We start from the raw sequence: 15,233 nt of genomic DNA on the forward strand, positions 1-15,233 counted from the left end.
GGTTTTTTTGGAGGTTTACCAGTAGCTGTAATTATTTGCCGTAAACGTCGTGGATGCTGGTCAGCGGGTAATGGGCCGGGAAGGGCAGGCGAGCAACACCAGAATCCACAGCGGCCTGTGCAACAGCGGCAGAAATGCGGCCGAGCAGGCGAGTATCCATGGGTTTTGGAATGATGTACTCAGGGCCAAATTCCAGCTTGTCCAGCTCATAGGCTTTCAGTACTTCAGCGGGAACCGGCTCTTTGGCCAGATCTTTCAGGGCATTAACAGCAGCAACTTTCATTTCTTCGTTGATGGCTGATGCACGCACATCCAGAGCACCGCGGAAGATGAAGGGGAAGCCCAGTACGTTGTTGACCTGGTTGGGGTAGTCAGAGCGGCCAGTGGCCATAATGACATCGTTACGAGCGGCCTTGGCCACTTCCGGACGAATTTCCGGGTCCGGGTTGGAGCAGGCAAACACAATCGGGTTGGCGGCCATTTTCATCAGCTGTTCAGCAGACATCAGGTCCGGACCGGACAGACCTACAAATACGTCGGCACCGTCCAGTGCATCATCCAGCGTGCGCTTGTTGGTTTCATTGGCAAACATTGCCTTGTACTGGTTCAGGTCATCACGGCCGGCGTGGATAACACCCTTGCGATCCAGCATGTAGATGTTTTCGCTTTTGGCACCACAGGAAACCAGCAGCTTCATGCACGCAATGGCTGCTGCACCGGCACCCAGGCAAACAATTTTGGCATCTTCGATTTTTTTGTTGGCCAGCTCCAGGGCGTTGATCATGCCTGCGGCGGTAACAATCGCAGTGCCGTGCTGGTCATCATGGAATACCGGAATGTTGCACTGTTCAATCAGGGTGCGCTCGATTTCAAAGCACTCAGGAGCCTTGATGTCTTCGAGGTTGATACCACCAAAGGTATCGGCAATACGAGCAACGGTATCGATAAAGGCCTGAGGGCTTTCAGCATTTACTTCGATGTCAATCGAGTTAACACCAGCAAAACACTTGAACAGTACACCCTTGCCTTCCATAACGGGCTTGGAAGCCAGTGGACCAAGGTTGCCCAAACCCAGGATGGCAGTACCGTCAGAAATAACGGCGACCAGGTTACCCTTGCCGGTGTATTTGTAAGCCAGTTCAGGGTCCTTGGCGATTTCACGCACTGGCTCTGCAACACCAGGGCTGTAAGCCAGTGCCAGATCTTTTGCGGTAGCGGTGGGTTTGGTCAGCTCGATGCTCAGTTTGCCTGGGATCGGATTGGCATGGTAGTCCAGGGCGGCTTGTTTCATATCTTGAGACATTATCTTTATTCGCTATGTGGGCTTTACAAAAGGAAAGTTTTTGATTGGCCTGCTGCGCAGATGGCTTGTGGCGAGACTGGGCTCAGGCTTTTTACTAAGGTCTAAGGAGCATATATAAAATTGCTGTGAGCCACAAGCTATGGCTGCTGGCGATAAGGCGAAGGAATGGTGCGGTTTTTGGCCGCAATCCGGTTGAAGTCCTGATAGGGTGAGCCAATAAAAAGGCCGGGACAAGTCCCGGCCTTTAGCGCTTCGGTATAATGGAAGCTTATTTGGTGCTGCGGTTGCCAAAACGCTTGGAGAAGCGCTCAACACGACCGCCGCTGGCTGCTTGCTTCTGCTTGCCGGTGTAGAAGGGGTGGCAGTTGGAGCAAACGTCCAGGGAGATGGTTTCTTCACCCAGGGTGGAGTTGATGTTGAAAGTTGCGCCGCAGGTGCAGGTGGCAGCAACGGTCTTGTATTCCGGGTGGATGCCTTCTTTCATGATAAACCTCGTTTTAAGCTGCGCCGCCACCTGATCTGCTGCCAGGCACCGCACAGGGTGTCAATGGGAATTAAGGTCGCGTATTCTATCAGGCTGACTGCAGCACGCCAAACTTTTTATCCGAGTCCTTGCATGCCACTGATCCAGGTCGCCTTGCCTACCCCTTTACGCCGCCTGTTTGACTACTGGCCCGTGGCTGGTCAGCCATTACCGCAGCCAGGCGTGCGTGTGCAGGTGCCTTTTGGCAACCGGCAGCTGGTTGGCCTGGTGATGGGGCAGGTGCAGCAGAGTGATGTGGCGTCGGGGAAAATCAAGGCAGCCCTTGCTTATCTGGACCAGCAGCCCCTATTTGATACCTCCCACCTGGCGTTGCTCAACTGGGTTGCTGACTATTACCACCAGCCGATTGGTGAAGTGATTCAGGCGGCGCTTCCGGCCCTGTTAAGACAAGGGCAAGCGCTGCACCCACCCCAGGAGCCCCGCTGGCAACTGACAGAAGAAGGGCGGCAGGCACAAGCGACTGAGCTTGTCAGAGCGCCACGTCAGGCTGCCTTGCTGCGTCACTTGCAGGCTGCGGGGCAGCCCTTGACCCAGAAAAAACTCCAGACCGAAGGTTTTACACCAGCCATGCTGCAGGGCCTGAAATCCAGAGGATGGATCGAGCCATTGCAGTTGGGGCATAAACCCAGAGGAATTGGATTACCCGACCTGCCTGTTGTAGACCACAAGCCAAAAAGTGTGCTGGCCGAAGTGCCGCTGCGTTTAACGGCAGAACAGCAGCAGGTGTTGGAGCAACTGCTGGCTCACCAGAAAGGCTTCCACCCTTCGCTATTGCAAGGGGTAACGGGTAGCGGCAAAACCGAAGTTTACCTGCAACTGATTCAGCGGGTGCTGGAGCAGGGGCAGCAGGCTTTGGTGCTGATTCCCGAGATTGGCTTGACACCTCAGACGCTCAGTCGCTTTCAGCACCGCTTTAATCGGCGGGTGGTGGCGCTACACTCCGGCATGACCGATCGGGAAAGGCTGGAAGCCTGGCGTGCAGCGGCAGAAGGTAAGGCATCAGTGGTGCTGGGGACACGTTCAGCGATCTTTGTTCCGCTGCCTCGACTGGGTGTAATTCTGGTCGATGAGGAGCATGACGCATCCTTCAAACAACAGGATGGTGTGCGTTATCAGGCACGGGATCTTGCCGTACTGCGGGCCAAGCGTCAGCAGGTGCCGGTGATTTTGGGTTCAGCCACTCCCTCCCTGGAAAGCCTTGCGCATGCTCGCAAGGGTGATTACCAATGGCTGCATCTGCGCTCGCGTCCCGGAGCAGATGTAAAGCTGCCAATCCCGCGATTACTGGATATCCGTAACCGTCGGTTGAATGGTGGTTTTTCCGAACCGCTGCTGCAGGCCATGCAGCGACATCTGGATGCCGGACATCAGGTGTTGGTATTGCTGAATCGGCGTGGTTTTGCGCCAGTGCTGATGTGCCCTTCCTGCGGTTGGATTGCCGGTTGCCTGCAGTGTGATGCGCGCATGACCTGGCACCGTGAACCGGCCAGGCTTCATTGCCACCACTGTGACGCTCGTCAACCGATTCCCCAGCAATGCCCAAAATGTGAACACCCCGAACTGGTGCCGCTGGGTGCCGGAACCGAGCGAGCGGAAGAAACCCTACAGGCGCGCTTCCCGCAGATGCCAGTGATCCGGCTGGATCGTGACAGTGTCCGTAACCGTAATGATCTGGATCTCAAGCTGGATCAGATTGCCCGTCAGACCCCGGCAATACTGCTGGGCACCCAGATGCTGGCCAAGGGCCATCACTTTCCGGCGGTGACGCTGGCCACGGTACTGGATGCTGATCATGGCCTTTATTCCAGTGATCCCCGCGCCATGGAGCGCACCGCGCAACTGCTGATTCAGGTGGCTGGTCGGGCCGGTCGGGCAGAAAACTCCGGAGAAGTGATCATCCAGACTCACCACAGTGATGATCCACGCCTGGAGCGTCTGTGTGTTGAGGGTTATGAAGCGCTGGCACTGGAGCTGCTGGAAGAACGCCGCCGCAGCCAGTGGCCGCCCTATGGGCATCTGGCACTGCTGCGTGCCGAAGCACATCGGCGAGAAGCGGTCGAAACACTGATGTTGTGTCTGGCAGAACAGGCACGCCACTTGAAAGCAGAAGATGCTGATCCGCTGACCTTGTTAGGACCGGTGCCGGCCCCGATGGAGCGGCGTCAGGGGCGCTATCACATGCAGTTGTTGTTGCATTCGGTGAAACGTGCACCGATTCACCGAATGCTGGCACGCCTGCTTCCCTGGCTGGAAGGGTTGCCGGAAGCGCGACAGGTGCGCTGGTCAGTGGATGTTGACCCGGATGACCTGTTCTGAAAAATACTGTTCCATGATGTTTGTCAGACGTTTCTTTATCTTGCTTGTGTGACAATAGGTGAATATAGTTAATCAGACGATTTCAAACTTTGCAGGGACGAATTATGCTTCCCGCCTCTTCTTTGACGCTCAGGCACCGGCAGAAAGGATTTAACCTGCTGGAACTACTGGTGGTTTTGGCACTGGTAGGCATCATTTTTGGCATTGCCATGCCAGCAGGCCAAGGCATGCTTGATCGCAGCAGGCTGACCGCTGCCACCAATGAAGCCTATAGCGCACTTCTTTATACCCGCAACGAAGCGAGCCGCCTGCGTCAGGAGCATCGGCTCTGTTTTATTGCTTCGGCAACTGCAACAAGTTGTGGAACAACACCAGCCAGTTTTATGGGGGTTTTCAGTGTGCCGACAACAGGTACACCCCTGCGCGTCAAGGTGTTCGAGCTGACACCTCAGGCCACTTTCTCTTTTTCTGGTGTAAGTAACCACCAGTTGAGCTTTCAAGCCCTGGGCAATCGCCAGCCAGCAGCAACAGCTGGAACCCCTGTGTTTATTGAGGTTCAAGTGGGTGCTGCCAATACCCGGCAGGTAGAAGTCTGTTTTAATGGCCGTGTGGTGATCCGCCAGGCCAACGGAACAAGTGAGTGCCAATGATGAAACGTGTAACCCAACATCAACAGCAGGGCTTTACCCTGATTGAAGTGCTGGTGGCAGGCGTCATTGTGGTGATTGGCCTGATTGCCATGGTCACTTTGCAGGTGCGGGGGCAGCAGCAGGCATTCGAGGCCCATAACCGCAACATGGCCGCCATGATGGCTCAGGACATGGCTGAGCGCTTGCGGCTGAATCTTTGTTATCTGGCGATTGAAGATGAAGCCCAGATGAATGCTTTGATTGGTAGTGATATGGATGACTTTCTCAGCAGGATACGCACAGGCTGGGCGAGTGATCACCTGACAGGTACCCGCAGCGGCTGGACAGCGGTTTTGGTGGCTGATTACGAAGATGCCAATGCAGGAAATACAGCAGCCAAACGCCAAAAAATAGAAGAAAACCGCTACTGGCGCTTTGATTTCTCAATTAACTTTAACAATCCAGCCAATACCATTATTCATCAGTCCCTGGTGGTGGAGTATCGCAATGCTTGCAACTAATGCGAAACCCCAGCAGGGGTTCACTCTTGTAGAGCTGTTGGTGGCCCTGGCTGTAGGTGCACTGTTGCTTACGGGGATTGCCAGCAGCATTGCGGCCATCACCCGCGCCCAGACTACCGTGCGGGCTTATGAAGACATTCAGGAAACCCTGCGCTTTGCCAGCGGGATGATGCAGCGGAGTATTCGTGCCGCTCAGCAGGTTGCTAGCGTATCAGCAACCCAGGTGACGTTAAGTCGTGTCTCAGGCGGCAATACGCTGGATTGCCATGGAGCAACGCGTGCTGCAAATGCGACCTGGACAGAAACCTACCTTATTAACAGTAATAACCTGGAGTGTCGGCTGGATAATGATACATCGGGGGTGATCGTGGCCTTTGGTGTCTCAGCTCTGGCGTTAGAGTGTGCCTTGCATTCATCCGCAGCATACGATTCCAGTGACTGGGAAGATGGCATTATTGAGTATGAAAGCTGTGGCAGTGTGACTGCAGGCAATGTGATCGGTTTGAATGCCACCCTGACCTTGACAGCCCGGCCGCCGCTTGCAGCAGGGTTTCAGCATGGCTTTTCAACTGTACTGCGTGCACGCCAATCAGAACTGGCTAGTGGACCCTAGGCAGACGTTTTGCTTTTGCCTGAGCGCTTCCGGAGGTGGTGGTATGAAAATTTCCCGGCTTTATCAGCAAAAAGGCATGGTGCTGGCGCTGGCCTTGTTGTTCATGCTTTTTGTGGTGGTGGTTGTGGTCACCTCCATCGATCGCACGGGCACTGAAGATCGTATGGCAACATCAGCCATGCATCGGCCCAGTATGGAATCAGCCTTGGATGCAGCACTTAGCCGGGTGCGCAGCAGGCTGGCGGAAAGTGACTGCCGTAAAACCACTCTGCAAGCCTCATTTGAGTGTGTGCGCGACACCTTTGCTTCAGAGGCCAGTCTGCTGGCTTTTCTGAATCTTGATGGGAAGGGGTCGGTGGCGCAGAAGCACACCTATATGACCAGCCCACAGGTTTATTACTGGTTGGACTCCAGTGTCATTGAAGACCCTGCCAAGCCTTGTACTGGTGCCAGCAGCAATCTGGGTGATTTCTGTCGTATTCGTCTGGTTGCCGGTAGCCAGGTGGGAGCAGATTTGAGTAATCCGGTGGCACGTTTGTTGGCGGCTACCCAATTTGTGATTCAGGTGCCGCAGTTCCCGCCGGATTCACCAGTGAATGACCTGCTGGATATGCTGGAAGACCAGGTGGTATTCCTGAATAGTGTGCCGACCACTACGCAGCCCCAGAAAAGTAACACCATCGGTGGCAAAAAGGTTGCAGATCTGATTGCCAGTGACTTCCAACAGGCAGATCTTTCAGCAGGAAGTACAGTCGATCAGGTCTTGAATATGGACCCTGCCAGCCTCGGGTTGCCAGTCATTACGCTTAACAGTAACACCAACCCGACCTTCCCGATGAGTAGCTTGACTGGTGCAGCGGTCATGGTGGTTGAGGGTACAGGTACAGTGACCTTCACTCAGAGCACCACTTACCCAGTCATTCTGCTGATGAAGGAAGCTGGGTCACTGACCATCAATACTACGGGCAGCAACAGTATTCGCGGGGTTTTTGTTGCGCCCTATTCAAACGTGACCAGTATGCCCGGTACTCCTCAGACCGGCTTGTCGATCATTGCAGCCAACCTGCATTTCGGCTCCAGTACCGATCTGGATGGTTTTGATGGTGAGTATGGTTTTGAGAACACCGTAAATACGGTGTACAGCTCGGAAGCGCCAGACTTTGACTTTGCTTTTTAACTTTCAGGCAGGTGGGTTATGAATTATCAATACAAACAACAAGGCGGCTTTATCCTGGCCCTGGCCTTATTGATGATGCTGTTTGTTGGCGTGATTGTTGTATCTTCCATCGACCGTACAGGTGCGGAGCAGCGTGTTGCGACCTCTACAATGCATAAACCCAGCCTGGAAAGTGCTGCTGAGGCTGGTATTTATAGGGCGCGCACTCGTGTGAGTGGCAACCCTGATTGTCAAACTGGAGGCATGCAAGGACAATGTGAGTGTAACTGGAATAAGTTGAATGACGAGGAAGATCTCAAGGATTTGCTTGATCTTGCTGGTTACGGGGTTGTTTCAGCAAAGATGCTTTACTCGAGTTCAAACAATCAGCCTGAAATTCGTTGGTGGGTCGACTCTCAGCATCCGAGTTCTATGAGTTATTGTGCTACAAACAATAGGTTAAGTTTTGTTGTTTCAGCACTTCAGGGGTTAGACACTAATGTCATGTCAGTTTTTCAAATGCGGACAAATGTTAGCTTTGTCCCTGATCCTGATTCAGGGTTTGATGATTTTTATAAAAATAGAGGTTTGATGACTGTGCAGCCGATGCAGTGTGATAACCAAGCGCAAGTATGTGATAAAGGTAATGGTAATGATTGTAACTCGGCTAATAGTGTTGACCTGCCTTGTAGTGATATAAAACCGGGTAATATACTGAGTGCAAGTGAGCGGGAGATGCTTAAGGATCACTTTGATAATCAGCGGTCTGCGAGCTACAATATCTCACTGACATCAAATGTATCGTTAAATCTTCCTGGCTCTTACTCTGTGGCTCCTGGAGCAAATAAGATTGTAACACTTTATGTTGCTGGAAATAGCAGGCTTACGATTAATCAAAGCAACACGGATTATTTTTACAATATAATTGTTGCTGATGGTTATAGTCCGCAAATTGTTCTTGGTACAAACGGGCAAACCAATTTGTTTAATGGTTTTATTTATGCTCCATCGTCAAATGTAAGTATTGAAAATGGTAAGGCTGCAATTGCTTCAATTGTGGCTGATAGAATCCATCTAAATAACGCTGCAGATCTTTATCTGGTTGATCAGAATGATGTGGTCCCAAATGAGAAAGTCATTGCTGATTTTGCAATAGATTACAGCTTCTGATTTTTCAATTATAAGAGAAAGCTAATAGCCGGTTTAATCACCGGCCTTTTTGCTTTTTCATTTTAGTTTTGTTTTTTGTGTACCCCTTATCCCTTGGTGGTAACCCGGTGTGCTGGGTCAGCACTGGCTTGGTACCTTTTTTGAAGGCTTCTGCTTTAGCGGTGCCCTTGATCGGGTCGGTCGGGGGAATCAGGTGTTTTTTGCCATAACCGATCAGGTCGGCACGGCCCATGTTTTTTAAAGCTTCACGCAGCAGTGGCCAGTTTTTCGGGTCGTGGTAACGCAAAAAGGCCTTGTGCAGGCGGCGCTGGCGCTCACCCTTGATGGCATCCACCTTGTCACTCTTGTAGTTGACCTTGCGCAGCGGGTTGCGCTCGCTGTGGTACATGGCGGTGGCAGTGGCCATGGGTGAGGGGTAAAACGCCTGCACCTGGTCAGCCCGGAAGCCATTGCGCTTCAGCCAGAGCGCCAGATTCATCATGTCTTCATCAGTGGTGCCGGGGTGGGCGGCAATGAAGTAGGGAATCAGGTACTGCTCCTTGCCGGCTTCTTTCGAGAACTTGTCGAACAGCTGCTTGAAGCGGTCATAACTACCAATGCCCGGCTTCATCATTTTTGACAGGGGCCCTTCTTCGGTGTGCTCCGGTGCAATCTTGAGGTAACCACCCACGTGATGGGTGACCAGCTCTTTCACGTATTCCGGAGACTCCACTGCCAGGTCATAACGCAGGCCGGAGGCAATCAACACCTTTTTGATGCCGGGCAGGGCGCGGGCTTCGCGGTAGAGTTCAATCAGTGAAGAGTGATCGGTGTTCAGGTTCTGGCAGATGCCGGGATAAACACAGGAAGGTTTACGGCAGGCAGCTTCAATTTCCGGGTCCTTGCAGGCCAGTCGGTACATGTTGGCGGTGGGGCCACCCAGGTCGGACACCACGCCAGTGAAACCCTTGACCTGATCCCGCATGGCTTCGATTTCACGCAAGATAGAGCCTTTGGAGCGGTTCTGGATGATGCGCCCTTCGTGTTCAGTGATGGAGCAGAAGGTGCAGCCACCAAAACAGCCGCGCATGATGTTGACGGAAAAGCGGATCATTTCCCAGGCCGGGATGCGGGCATCACCATAAGCCGGGTGAGGAGCACGAGCATAGGGCTGGTCAAACACCGCATCCATTTCTTCTGTGGTCAGCGGAATCGGTGGTGGGTTGACCCACAGATCCTGTTCACCGTGTTTCTGTACCAGTGCCCTGGCATTGCCGGGGTTGGTTTCCAGGTGCAGCACCCGGTTGGCGTGGGCATAAAGTACCGGATCTTTGGCCACCTTCTCAAAGCTGGGCAGGCGAATCACCGTGTGGTCGCGCCCTTCACCACGCACCAGCTTTTCCAGGCGCTTGCGTTCGGCAGCCTGTTCGGCAGTCAGCAGTTCCAGCGCTTGTTCGGTCTGTGCGTCCAGCAGCGGGTCTTGTTGTTGTGCGCCTTTTTGTTGCTCGATGGCGCAGGCAGCCGTGTCCTGGGTGTTCACATAGGGGTTGATGATCTGATCCACGCGTCCGGGACGATCCACGCGGGTGGAGTCAATTTCCAGCCAGTCTGCGGGGGTATCCTTGCGGATGAAGGCCGTGCCACGCACATCGGTGATCCGCGAAACAGGTTCGCCCTGGGCAATGCGATGCGCCACTTCCACCAGTGCCCGTTCGGCGTTGCCATACAGCAGGATGTCGGCTTTGGCATCCAGCAGGATGGAGCGGCGTACCTTGTCCTGCCAGTAGTCATAATGGGCAATACGCCGTAATGATGCTTCGATGCCACCCAGTACAATCGGTACATCACTCCAGGCTTCCTTGCAGCGCTGGGTGTACACCAGGCTGGCGCGATCCGGGCGTTTGCCTGCTGTGCCGCCGGGGGTATAGGCGTCATCAGAGCGAATTTTGCGATCGGCCGTGTAGCGGTTGATCATGGAGTCCATGTTGCCGGCGGTCACACCAAAAAACAGCTCGGGTTTGCCGAGTTTCATGAAGTCGTTTTTGGATTGCCAGTCTGGTTGAGCAATGATGCCGACCCGGAATCCCTGAGCTTCCAGGGTGCGCCCGATCACCGCCATGCCAAAAGACGGGTGATCCACATAGGCATCCCCGGTCACCAGAATGATGTCGCAACGATCCCAGCCGAGTTGATCCATTTCCTCCCGACTCATGGGCAGAAAAGGCGCAGTACCAAAGCATTCTGCCCAGTATTTTGGGTAGTCAAAGATCTTGCGTGTGCTGGCAGGTGAGGTATTGGCGTGTGTGGCAACAGGTGCAGGCATGGGATATCCGGGGTGCAGCAGAAGGGAAATTGATCTGGATCATTTTACCTGATCCGGGGTGAAGCGTCAGTGAAAAAGCGGTATGCTGCCCCGAGTTTTTCTGGAGAAGTGTTATGCCTCGTTTCAATTGCTGTCTTCGATTCATTGGTTCCGGGTTATTGCTGATCGGTATGGCGCTGCCGGCTGTTGCCGCATCTGATGTAGCCACCCTGGCCGGTTTGCGCTTTAGTCAGGCCAGTGCGGATTTCAGTGGCATCAAGGATGATACTGGTACAGGTGTCGGGGTAGTGCTCGGTGTCAGTTATCCCACTTTTAGGGTGGTGGCTGACCTGAATCTTTACAGTTGGGATGAAGTGAATACACGAACCATTCATGCCAGTTATGAGCGTCTATGGCAGGTTAGTGGTGATTGGCAGGCGTTTGCAGGTGTATTTGGTGGCGTAGTGGATCTGGAGCTGGGCTCCGCACTGCGTGGCAAGGATGACTACCAGTCCGGCTTGTCCGGTGGAGTGCAGGCTGGGGTACTGTATCCTCTGGGTCGAGGCTGGCAACTGGAAACGGGTGTGAGGTACAACCACTTCAGTGTTGAAATATCCAGCCCGGCGCTGGACGAGGATGTTCGATTAAACAGTCAGGTTGAAGTTTTTGTGGTGCTTAACTTTTCATCCTAGGAAGCCCAAGGAACGGCTGATTAATGTGATGAGCGCAGGTCAGGCAAGGCGAAATTGATCGAAAAAGCGGAGTTTACACGTAGTAAATGAGTATTTTGAGATCAATTTCAACGCGGCATGGGCAAGTGCAATAATTAATCAGTGGCTTCCTAGAAGAGGAAGCCGACCTTAACACCCACCCACGAAGGCTCCGCTGTATAACCGCTGCCTGGCTCAAAGCGTTGGTAGGCTGGGCTGTAAACCAGTTGAGTATAAGCACCTGTGACGGGTTCATCATCACCAAATGCGCGATTGATCCGTGCGGAAAGGCTGCCTGCCGGGTTCAACAGGAACAAGGTGGTATTGCCCAGTGCCCGTGACCCCATCAGTTCGTTTTGGTTGGCCTTGATACGCTGTTCCCAGGTGAAAAAGGCTTCACCCACCACGGAGCCAATCAAGGGAGTGACAATCAGATCTTGTTTTGAGGGGATTTCTGCCAGAGCTTCAATACCCATTTCCCACAGGAAGGTGGACATCGCGAAGGAGTAAGCCCCTGATTCTAAAGGGGTAAGCCCCTGATTCCTGGCAACAACATAATAAGCAGCACCAAAATACGGATGGCCAATGTAGTTCACCGGCCATTCATCCTGATCCCAGACCGGCCCTGCCTTGTTGTTTTCAATCCATTTGTCACCGAGATTACTGAAAGTCATCTCGCTACGATCCCATTTGGAGATGTTTTCAGGCATCACAAACAGCACCGCCATGATGCCCAGCGACATGATCCCGATATTTCGGGTTTCCCGGATCATGCGGCGGGATTTTGACATTTCGGTTTGAGTGGATGGTTCAGATTCCTGTTGTAATGCTGCGAAAGCTGGCGTGTAAAGCTGAGCCAGGTGCTGACAGGCCAGGCTGTGACAGATCAGGTTGGCTGATGTTTCAGTATGCGGGTGAGCATTGCTGATGTTGGCCAGAGCCAGGGTAGGCAAGCAAAAAAGAGCCAGTAGAAGAAGGAGTCTTCCTGTCAGCATAGCAAGAACCAGTCCAGATAATAGGTCGATAAATTGCCGCTGATTGTAGCATAGGGAAAAAAATAAGGGCGGCCTGTAGCCGCCCGCGGGGTTCCATTATCGCGTTCCATGCTGACAACCCATCCTATGGTTGTTTCCTTCAATTGATCCGGTTGATCCTCAACCTATGTGCCAATCCTTGCCTTGGTTCTCCAGAACCCGTCCTGATGCATTCCTGTCTGGCCTTCCCGGCCTCCCTTGACCTGCACCCTTACATCCTTTTATCCCTGTCATCCTGTGTCCTGCTCCCTGATGACGAACACAGATTAACAGCTTTCCAGGGCTTGGGAAGGGGCTGAAAGTGCCTGACATAAACAAGGTAGTTGATCTTTATTGTTAAAGTTCAATGAGATATGGTTTTTATTTGATTGGAATCAAGGAAATCAGGCAGTAAATCTGTGCATTGCATTCAGCAATGTATGCAAATGCGTACAAGGTTGTGAGTGGCATGCACGCATTGGACTCTCACATACCAGCAGCATGGGAAAAGAAAAAAACCTAAGAGTGCGAAATCCATCACATTTTTTACCGCTTATACCAGATGGTAGATGTTGCGTGCTGACCATCGGGGCAGGATACCCATCGTCTGATTGATAACAACCACGATGGGAACTGAAAATGAAAAAACAAGTGATGGCAGTGGCAGTGGCGGGCATGATGAGCTGGGGTGTGGCCGGTGCATCCAGCTTTGATGGCATCTATGCGGGTGTATCGCTGGGAAGCTTCAGTACCGAGATGAGCGCAGATGTTGTTTTTAATGGCAATAATGTAGTCAATGAGAAGGGTAAGTCTGGATCTGGTTCTGCCTTGGGCTTGCTGGCCGGTTATGGTCAGAGTTTTGATCGTTTTTATGTGGCCGGTGAGTTTAATTATCGCTCTGGCATGGGTGATTCAACGGCTGATGTCGATATGAGCGGCCCCGGCAAGTTTAAAAATGAGCTGGGACAAAGTTTTTCCATTGCTGTGCTGCCTGGTTATCTGGTGAGGGATGACCTGCTGGTTTATGGACGCTTGTCTTATGGCCTGACAGAATCAGACGTCAAAATTGTACAGGGTGGTAATACAGTTTTTGATTATGGGGCTGCATTAACAACCACAGGTTTTGGTGTCGGTGCCAGTTATGCTGTTTCTGAGCAGTTGCTGGTGCGAGGAGAGGTTCAGACTTTAAGCTCATCGAATGCCGAGTTTAAAACAGCTCAAGGAACTGATACTTTGGCTGTGAAATCTGAAAAAATTTCCACCACGGGTTTTGAGTTGAGCCTGCTTTATCGTTTCTGATTGGTAAAGTACCCTGCAGCCTGAAGTGTACAGCGAACTTGCCCATCCCTTTGCGGGGGTGGGTTTTTTATTATCCAGATGGTGTACTGATGCCTCTACCCTGATTTATTTCCGCCAGGGTTTGATAGATTTGCTCGCTATGGGACAGTGCCAACGTCAGACCGGCATTTTTAATGATGCGGATGTCGGCTGCGGGCTGGAGTTGCCGGAAGATGTCCAGGGTGCGTACTGGGGTGGTGGTATTGTGATCACCATGCATCAGCACAACAGGGCAGGGTGCAAGCGAAAACAGGCTGCTCCAGTCTTTTAGCATCATCTTCAAGTCCACTTCAAATCCCGCCCCTAGCTGGTTCAGGTAGAAGGAGTAACAGCCGATGACGCCGCTACGATGCTGATTGCGCTGGATCACCTGTTGATCCTGGTGGATGCCTTCAAAAATCACTTCAGTCCAACGTTCAGGGCCCAGGTGTCGGGTGCGTACCATTAACAGACGAATCATCAGGCGGGCCAGCCAGGGAGCATGGCGAGCGGCCTGAATAAAAATCGCCTGATGTGCTGGCATGGCATTGATCTGTTCCAGTCGTTGGAAGGGGGGGGCCGCTGAGATGGCCAGGATGCCCTTGATACGTTCGGGGGAGCGGCAGGCCAGAGCAAGTGCAGGAATCAATCCGGCTTCATGGGCCAGGAGGGTGACCTGTTCCAGCTGTTGATCATCCATAAAGGCCAGTAGATCGTTGATCTGGCAGTCCAGCACATCTTCACTTCTATTGGGCAGTTGAGTACGACCATAACCCGGCCGCTCGATGGCAAAAACATCCAGATGATGCTTGGTTGCGGCACTGCGGTCGATTTCATATTCCCCTGCACCAAAAGAGGGGCCATGCAGCATCAGTATCTTCTGACCTTGTGGGTCACCAAAACGACGCCAGCCAATACGCCGTTGAGCGCGCATGATTTCTCCAACCTGCAGCTGACTGGTGATTGGCAGTCGCGGCATGGATGACGACTGGTTGTTCAGACGGTCGTTAATGGCCTGGGCTGCCGCTGTAGCGGCCAGGGTTGCTGCCTGCAACTGACTGGAAACGCCCATTTTCTGCAAGAGGCTTTTAATTTGCTGGCGCACAGTGGTGACGCTGCGCTGACGTTCATCGGCCAGCTGCTCAGCATGCAGTCCGCGAGCAAGACCAGATAGAATTTCGCGTTCACTGGTAGAAAGACCAAACAGTGCCTTAATGGCTTGATCAATCGATTGTGGCCAGGCGTGCTGCAGCGCTTCCAGTACAAATGCCTGCCATTGAGCGTTGTAACGCCCCATCATGATTAATGGCAGGTTGTCAGCTCGGGATGCAAGGCGCTGGGTCTTGATCAATGTGGGGCCAGGCACGTTCATCAGTCGCTGATGAAATGCAACGAAGTCCTGACGGCGAATACCCAGTGAAGCCAGGCCATCACCGGTAGAAATATGAAACAACTGGGCTGCGGCAGTGTTCAGTGCCAGGATCTGACCCGCTTCATTCAGTGCAATGGCTGGCGCGTTGTGATTGTTGATCAGTGTGAAGAGCTGGTCCTGTTCAGCCACCAACTGCTCAATTTCGTGTAATGCTGTTGAAAGTGTCAGTGCTGTTTCTGCTGCCAGGGGTTGCTCACCTGCAATCATTGGCATCAGGGCCAAAACAAG

The 15,233-nt window shown here is 52.8% G+C and carries 13 protein-coding genes; 8 read left to right on the forward strand and 5 right to left on the reverse strand.

Translation table 11 applies throughout. The features are described from left to right. Window positions 1–31 precede the first annotated feature (31 nt). Window positions 32–1,303, reverse strand: a complete 1,272-nt coding sequence (locus BT114_RS06430) for a malic enzyme-like NAD(P)-binding protein (protein ID WP_072325521.1) — start codon at window positions 1,301–1,303, stop codon at window positions 32–34. 268 nt (window positions 1,304–1,571) lie between these two features. Continuing rightward, a complete protein-coding gene (gene rpmE, locus BT114_RS06435; RefSeq protein ID WP_072325522.1) occupies window positions 1,572–1,787 on the reverse strand; it encodes a 50S ribosomal protein L31 in 216 nt (71 codons plus the stop codon). Window positions 1,788–1,919: 132 nt separating this feature from the next. Between rpmE and BT114_RS06440 the strand changes: the two genes are divergently transcribed. From BT114_RS06440 to BT114_RS06465, 6 genes are all read left to right on the forward strand, one after another. Further along, window positions 1,920–4,163 (forward strand): primosomal protein N', encoded by a 2,244-nt coding sequence (locus tag BT114_RS06440; RefSeq protein WP_072325523.1) that lies wholly within the window; start codon window positions 1,920–1,922, stop codon window positions 4,161–4,163. Window positions 4,164–4,267: 104 nt separating this feature from the next. Then, a complete protein-coding gene (locus tag BT114_RS06445) occupies window positions 4,268–4,813 on the forward strand; it encodes a pilus assembly FimT family protein (RefSeq protein ID WP_072325524.1) in 546 nt (181 codons plus the stop codon). Next, window positions 4,810–5,313: a type IV pilus modification protein PilV gene (gene pilV / locus BT114_RS06450; RefSeq protein ID WP_072325525.1), complete on the forward strand. Its 504-nt coding sequence runs from the start codon at window positions 4,810–4,812 to the stop codon at window positions 5,311–5,313. The genes BT114_RS06445 and pilV overlap by 4 nt, the downstream gene beginning before the upstream one ends. Further along, window positions 5,300–5,926: a PilW family protein gene (locus BT114_RS06455; protein ID WP_072325526.1), complete on the forward strand. Its 627-nt coding sequence runs from the start codon at window positions 5,300–5,302 to the stop codon at window positions 5,924–5,926. Before pilV ends, BT114_RS06455 begins: the two co-directional genes overlap by 14 nt. A gap of 43 nt (window positions 5,927–5,969) precedes the next feature. Then, on the forward strand, window positions 5,970–7,103 hold the full coding sequence (locus BT114_RS06460) for a hypothetical protein (protein ID WP_072325527.1): 1,134 nt from the start codon (window positions 5,970–5,972) through the stop codon (window positions 7,101–7,103). Between the two features lie 18 nt (window positions 7,104–7,121). Further along, window positions 7,122–8,252 (forward strand): hypothetical protein, encoded by a 1,131-nt coding sequence (locus BT114_RS06465; protein WP_072325528.1) that lies wholly within the window; start codon window positions 7,122–7,124, stop codon window positions 8,250–8,252. Between the two features lie 37 nt (window positions 8,253–8,289). On the opposite strand, the gene BT114_RS06470 is transcribed toward BT114_RS06465, so the two are convergent. Continuing rightward, the gene (locus BT114_RS06470) at window positions 8,290–10,554 is read right to left on the reverse strand and encodes a YgiQ family radical SAM protein (protein WP_072325529.1); all 2,265 of its coding nucleotides are present in this window, start codon (window positions 10,552–10,554) and stop codon (window positions 8,290–8,292) included. A gap of 113 nt (window positions 10,555–10,667) precedes the next feature. Between BT114_RS06470 and BT114_RS06475 the strand changes: the two genes are divergently transcribed. Continuing rightward, window positions 10,668–11,225 carry a hypothetical protein gene (locus BT114_RS06475; protein WP_072325530.1) on the forward strand — a complete coding sequence of 186 codons (558 nt, stop codon included), beginning with the start codon at window positions 10,668–10,670 and terminating at the stop codon, window positions 11,223–11,225. 149 nt (window positions 11,226–11,374) lie between these two features. Here the strand turns inward: BT114_RS06475 and BT114_RS06480 are convergent, their stop codons facing one another. Next, window positions 11,375–12,196, reverse strand: a complete 822-nt coding sequence (locus BT114_RS06480) for a DUF3943 domain-containing protein (protein ID WP_072325531.1) — start codon at window positions 12,194–12,196, stop codon at window positions 11,375–11,377. 699 nt (window positions 12,197–12,895) lie between these two features. On the opposite strand from BT114_RS06480, the gene BT114_RS06485 reads away from it, so the two are divergent. Beyond that, entirely contained in the window at window positions 12,896–13,555 is a 660-nt protein-coding gene (locus BT114_RS06485; RefSeq protein ID WP_072325532.1) for an outer membrane protein, read from the forward strand. Window positions 13,556–13,625: 70 nt separating this feature from the next. On the opposite strand, the gene BT114_RS06490 is transcribed toward BT114_RS06485, so the two are convergent. Beyond that, window positions 13,626–15,218 carry a bifunctional helix-turn-helix transcriptional regulator/alpha/beta hydrolase gene (locus BT114_RS06490; protein WP_143142779.1) on the reverse strand — a complete coding sequence of 531 codons (1,593 nt, stop codon included), beginning with the start codon at window positions 15,216–15,218 and terminating at the stop codon, window positions 13,626–13,628. Window positions 15,219–15,233 lie beyond the last annotated feature (15 nt).

The sequence above is a fragment of the Marinospirillum alkaliphilum DSM 21637 genome, from assembly GCF_900119735.1.
Taxonomy (GTDB): domain Bacteria; phylum Pseudomonadota; class Gammaproteobacteria; order Pseudomonadales; family Halomonadaceae; genus Marinospirillum; species Marinospirillum alkaliphilum.